Origin of the sequence: Aliikangiella coralliicola (assembly GCF_007004725.1) — a bacterium.
In the GTDB taxonomy this organism is placed as follows: Bacteria; Pseudomonadota; Gammaproteobacteria; order Enterobacterales; family Kangiellaceae; genus Aliikangiella; species Aliikangiella coralliicola.
In genome coordinates, this window is record NZ_ML660176.1 from 1 (window position 1) to 5,909 (window position 5,909).

The window sequence follows — 5,909 nt, forward strand, 5'->3', positions numbered from 1 at the left end:
TCTTAATTAAATGCCTGGCGTTGACCTACTTTCACATGGGGAAGCCCCACACTATCATCGGCGCTAAACGTTTTCACTTCTGAGTTCGAGATGGATTCAGGTGGTTCCCGTTTGCTAATGTCACCAGGCAAAACCGTCGCAGTGATAAACACTGCTTAATTCTGTCTAAGTCGTTCACAATTCAATAAAACGAGTCATACTCACAAAGGTAATCTTCAACTTAAAGTCGTCAATTCAACTCAACACACCAAGTCTTAAGACCGCTTGGGTGTTATATGGTCAAGCCTCTCGGACCATTAGTACAAGTTAGCTCAATGCCTCACAGCACTTACACACCTTGCCTATCAACGTCGTAGTCTTCAACGTTCCTTATGAGAGCTTAAAGCTCTAGGGAAATCTTATCTTGGAGGGGGCTTCCCGCTTAGATGCTTTCAGCGGTTATCCTGTCCGAACGTAGCTACCGGGCAATGCGATTGGCATCACAACCCGAACACCAGAGGTTCGTCCACTTCGGTCCTCTCGTACTAGAAGCAGCTCTCCTCAAATTTCCAACGCCCACGGCAGATAGGGACCGAACTGTCTCACGACGTTCTAAACCCAGCTCGCGTACCACTTTAAATGGCGAACAGCCATACCCTTGGGACCGGCTACAGCCCCAGGATGTGATGAGCCGACATCGAGGTGCCAAACACCGCCGTCGATATGAACTCTTGGGCGGTATCAGCCTGTTATCCCCGGAGTACCTTTTATCCGTTGAGCGATGGCCCTTCCATACAGAACCACCGGATCACTATGACCTGCTTTCGCACCTGCTCGACGTGTCTGTCTCGCAGTCAAGCACCCTTATACCATTGTACTAAACTCCTGATTTCCGACCAGGATTAGGGTACCTTCGTACTCCTCCGTTACTCTTTGGGAGGAGACCGCCCCAGTCAAACTACCCACCACACACTGTCCTCGTCCCAGATAATGGGACTGAGTTAGAACTCAAAACATACCAGGCTGGTATTTCAAGGTTGGCTCCACCTAGACTGGCGTCTAAGTTTCAAAGCCTCCCAGCTATCCTACACAAGCAGGTTCTAAGTCCAGTGTGAAGCTATAGTAAAGGTTCACGGGGTCTTTCCGTCTAGCCGCGGGTATACGGCATCTTCACCGCAATTTCAATTTCACTGAGTCTCGGGTGGAGACAGTATGGCCATCGTTACGCCATTCGTGCAGGTCGGAACTTACCCGACAAGGAATTTCGCTACCTTAGGACCGTTATAGTTACGGCCGCCGTTTACCGGGGCTTCGATCAAGAGCTTCTCCGAAGATAACCCCATCAATTAACCTTCCGGCACCGGGCAGGCGTCACACCCTATACGTCCACTTTCGTGTTTGCAGAGTGCTATGTTTTTAATAAACAGTCGCAGCCATCTGGTTTCTTAGACCGCCAACAGCTTACGCAGTAAATGCTTCACCGTCAGCGGCGTACCTTCTCCCGAAGTTACGGTACCATTTTGCCTAGTTCCTTCACCCGAGTTCTCTCAAGCGCCTTGGTATTCTCTACCTACCCACCTGTGTCGGTTTGGGGTACGGTCTCATATTGCCTGAAGCTTAGAAGTTTTTCCTGGAAGCCGGGCATCAACCACTTCCGAACCTTAGTTCGTCGTCATCAGCTCTCAGCCTTAAGGACCCGGATTTACCTAAGTCCTCAGCCTACTACCTTAAACCTGGATAACCATCACCAGGCTGGCCTAGCCTTCTCCGTCACTCCATCGCAGCAATATCAGGTACAGGAATATTAACCTGTTTCCCATCGACTACGCATTTCTGCCTCGCCTTAGGGGCCGACTCACCCTGCTCTGATTAGCATCGAACAGGAAACCTTGGGTTTTCGGCGGGGGTGGTTTTCACACCCCTTATCGTTACTCATGTCAGCATTCGCACTTCTGATACCTCCAGCAAACCTCCCGGTTTACCTTCGACGGCTTACAGAACGCTCCTCTACCATGCGTGTAAACACGCATCCGCAGCTTCGGTGTATGGTTTTAGCCCCGGTACATCTTCCGCGCAGGCCGACTCGACTAGTGAGCTATTACGCTTTCTTTAAAGGGTGGCTGCTTCTAAGCCAACCTCCTAGCTGTCTAGGCCTTCCCACATCGTTTCCCACTTAACCATAACTTAGGGACCTTAGCTGGCGGTCTGGGTTGTTTCCCTTTCCACGACGGACGTTAGCACCCGCCGTGTGTCTCCCATGATTGCACTCACTGGTATTCGGAGTTTGCATCGGGTTGGTAAGTCGGGATGACCCCCTAGCCGAAACAGTGCTCTACCCCCAGCGGTGATACATGAGGCACTACCTAAATAGTTTTCGAGGAGAACCAGCTATCTCCGGGCTTGATTAGCCTTTCACTCCGAGCCACAGCTCATCCCCGCATTTTTCAACATACGTGGGTTCGGTCCTCCAGTTGGTGTTACCCAACCTTCAACCTGGCCATGGCTAGATCGCCCGGTTTCGGGTCTACTGCCTGAGACTAAGTCGCCCTATTAAGACTCGCTTTCGCTACGGCTCCCCTAAACGGTTAGCCTTGCCACAGACAAGTAAGTCGCTGACCCATTATACAAAAGGTACGCAGTCACATGACTAAATCATGCTCCCACTGCTTGTATGCATACAGTTTCAGGTTCTATTTCACTCCCCTCACAGGGGTTCTTTTCGCCTTTCCCTCACGGTACTGGTTCACTATCGGTCGGCAGAGAGTATTTAGCCTTGGAGGATGGTCCCCCCATTTTCAATCAGGATATCACGTGTCCCGACCTACTCAGATTCATTCATTATGCGTTTTCGTGTACGGGACTATCACCCTGTATCGTTGAACTTTCCAGAACATTCCACTAACGCATAATAAACTTTTGGGCTAACCCCCTTTCGCTCGCCGCTACTCAGGGGATCTCGGTTGATTTCTTTTCCTACGGGTACTTAGATGTTTCAGTTCCCCGCGTTCGCCTCTACAACCTATGTATTCAGTTGCAGATAATCATCTTATGATGACTGGGTTCCCCCATTCGGAAATCTCGGGCTATTACGCTTGTTTGTCAGCTTACCCGAGCTTATCGCAGACTTCCACGTCCTTCATCGCCTTCTGCCGCCAAGGCATCCACCGTATGCACTTAGTCACTTGACCATATAACCCCAAAAAGTCTTCTACTAATTGCTGCTCCAATCACGCCTCCTCAGGCTGTGACCTTCCTAACAATCAACTCATCGGTGTCATTGTTTGCTACATGAATTGATTTCTTTAATAACCATTATTTTCATAACAGTCGCCTAAAGAATACCTTTGCTTGTTTGTTACTCGTTTTATCTGAATTGTTAAAGAACGTCTGATGTAAAATCAGAGATAAAAGCTCATTAAGCTTTTATCTTTAATTTCAACAATGAAGAATAAGAAGAAACCGGGGAATTTAATTTAGTGTTAATCGAGGCGGAAATTAATGCCGCATACTTCAGTATGCAAGTTCATTTCCAACGATGAGTAACGCTAAATTGGTGGGTCTGGGTGGATTTGAACCACCGACCTCACCCTTATCAGGGGTGCGCTCTAACCAACTGAGCTACAGACCCAATTAGTGACGAACGTTCAAGCTATGCTTTCTCTCTCGCTTGGTTCACCAAATAATTGGTGGAGCTAAGCGGGATCGAACCGCTGACCTCCTGCGTGCAAGGCAGGCGCTCTCCCAGCTGAGCTATAGCCCCATGCGGTCTTCTCTAAAAAGCAATCTGTGTGAGCACTCAAGACTCTTCACTTAGTCATTTAAGGAGGTGATCCAGCCGCAGGTTCCCCTACGGCTACCTTGTTACGACTTCACCCCAGTCATGAACCACACCGTGGTAACCGCCCAATGTTAAGCTAGCTACTTCTGGTGCAATCCACTCCCATGGTGTGACGGGCGGTGTGTACAAGGCCCGGGAACGTATTCACCGCGGCATTCTGATCCGCGATTACTAGCGATTCCGACTTCATGGAGTCGAGTTGCAGACTCCAATCCGGACTACGAGCAGCTTTCTGGGGTCCGCTCCACCTCGCGGCTTCGCTTCCCTCTGTACTGCCCATTGTAGCACGTGTGTAGCCCAGGTCGTAAGGGCCATGATGACTTGACGTCGTCCCCACCTTCCTCCGGTTTGTCACCGGCAGTCTCCTTAGAGTCCCCGCCATTACGCGCTGGCAACTAAGGATAAGGGTTGCGCTCGTTACGGGACTTAACCCAACATCTCACGACACGAGCTGACGACAGCCATGCAGCACCTGTCTCAGAATTCCCGAAGGCACTCCTCTATCTCTAAAGGATTCTCTGGATGTCAAGACCTGGTAAGGTTCTTCGCGTTGCATCGAATTAAACCACATGCTCCACCGCTTGTGCGGGCCCCCGTCAATTCATTTGAGTTTTAGTCTTGCGACCGTACTCCCCAGGCGGTCAACTTAGCGCGTTAGCTACGTCACCAATCTTCTTTATAAGACCGACAACTAGTTGACATCGTTTACGGCGTGGACTACCAGGGTATCTAATCCTGTTTGCTCCCCACGCTTTCGCACCTCAGCGTCAATATCAGTCCAGGAGGCCGCCTTCGCCACTGATGTTCCTTCCGATCTCTACGCATTTCACCGCTACACCGGAAATTCCACCTCCCTCTACTGTATTCTAGAATGCCAGTATCCCATGCAGTTCCAAGGTTGAGCCCTGGGCTTTCACATGAGACTTAACATTCCGCCTACGCGCGCTTTACGCCCAGTAATTCCGATTAACGCTTGCACCCTCCGTATTACCGCGGCTGCTGGCACGGAGTTAGCCGGTGCTTCTTCTGCGAGTAACGTCAATCATAATGGGTATTAACCATTATGCCTTCCTCCTCGCTGAAAGTGCTTTACGAGCCGAAACCCTTCTTCACACACGCGGTATTGCTGGATCAGGCTTGCGCCCATTGTCCAATATTCCCCACTGCTGCCTCCCGTAGGAGTCTGGGCCGTGTCTCAGTCCCAGTGTGGCTGATCATCCTCTCAGACCAGCTATAGATCGTCGCCTTGGTAGGCCTTTACCCTACCAACTAGCTAATCTAACGCAGGCTCATCTTTCGGTCGAAGCTTCCAAGGAGAGGCCTCGTTTCCCCCGTAGGGCTTATGCGGTATTAATCCGGATTTCTCCGGGCTATCCCCCGCCAAAAGGTAGATTCCTACGCGTTACTCACCCGTCCGCCACTCGTCATCAGCTAGCAAGCTAGCTATGTTACCGTTCGACTTGCATGTGTTAAGCATACCGCCAGCGTTCAATCTGAGCCATGATCAAACTCTTCAGTTTAAATCTTAAATAGCTCAAAAGAATCACATAGTTTTTAATTAGGAAAATAATTTCTCAAATCAATCTCTAGGTAAGTTCTCTTGATGATTTTTGTGATTTTAAAAACCACAATTGTGAATTCATCCAGAGTACCCACACAGATTGCTTTTTCTTCATCTGTTTCAGAACTTAGCTCCTGAGGACCTGCTCAGCAAGCTTGGGCGCGAAATTATACAACCTTCACAACCCCTGTCAACCCTTTTATTTCAATCACTTGAAACTTTATTTCCAGGCTAACTTCACTTCAACTTTAAACTGCGTTTTCGGTCGAAGTGGGCGCGCATTATACAGTGCGCTTAACCGCTGTCAACACTTTATTTGATTCTTTTTAGACTCAAATAAATCCCTGACTTTTTCAAGTGCCTGGCCGAAGCCTTAACCCTTGAGCGAGGCGCGCATTATACAGTGCGTCTTGCCTCTGTCAACTGAATTTTTTAAGCTTTTTTAAAGCTTCAATCCAGCAACCCATCTCCGTCTGAAAACTCCCTGTTTCCCCCCGAAGCGGACGCGCATTATAGGCCCTACAATTTATC

2 tRNA genes and 3 rRNA genes are annotated in these 5,909 nt (G+C 49.4%); all 5 read right to left on the reverse strand.

Annotation, left to right across the window (positions count from 1 at the left end):
• Nucleotides 1-12: 12 nt before the first annotated feature.
• The 5 genes from rrf to FLL46_RS26840 all read right to left on the reverse strand — a co-directional run bounded on the left by rrf (nucleotide 13) and on the right by FLL46_RS26840 (nucleotide 5,337).
• Nucleotides 13-128: ribosomal RNA gene (gene rrf, locus FLL46_RS26820) — 5S ribosomal RNA — on the reverse strand.
• 147 nt (nucleotides 129-275) lie between these two features.
• Nucleotides 276-3,167, reverse strand: a 23S ribosomal RNA gene (locus FLL46_RS26825).
• A gap of 363 nt (nucleotides 3,168-3,530) precedes the next feature.
• Nucleotides 3,531-3,607, reverse strand: a tRNA-Ile gene (locus tag FLL46_RS26830).
• 56 nt (nucleotides 3,608-3,663) lie between these two features.
• Nucleotides 3,664-3,739, reverse strand: a tRNA-Ala gene (locus FLL46_RS26835).
• A gap of 59 nt (nucleotides 3,740-3,798) precedes the next feature.
• Nucleotides 3,799-5,337: ribosomal RNA gene (locus FLL46_RS26840) — 16S ribosomal RNA — on the reverse strand.
• The 16S, 23S and 5S rRNA genes sit together here with 2 tRNA genes alongside, the layout of an rRNA operon.
• Between the last annotated feature and the right edge of the window lie 572 nt (nucleotides 5,338-5,909).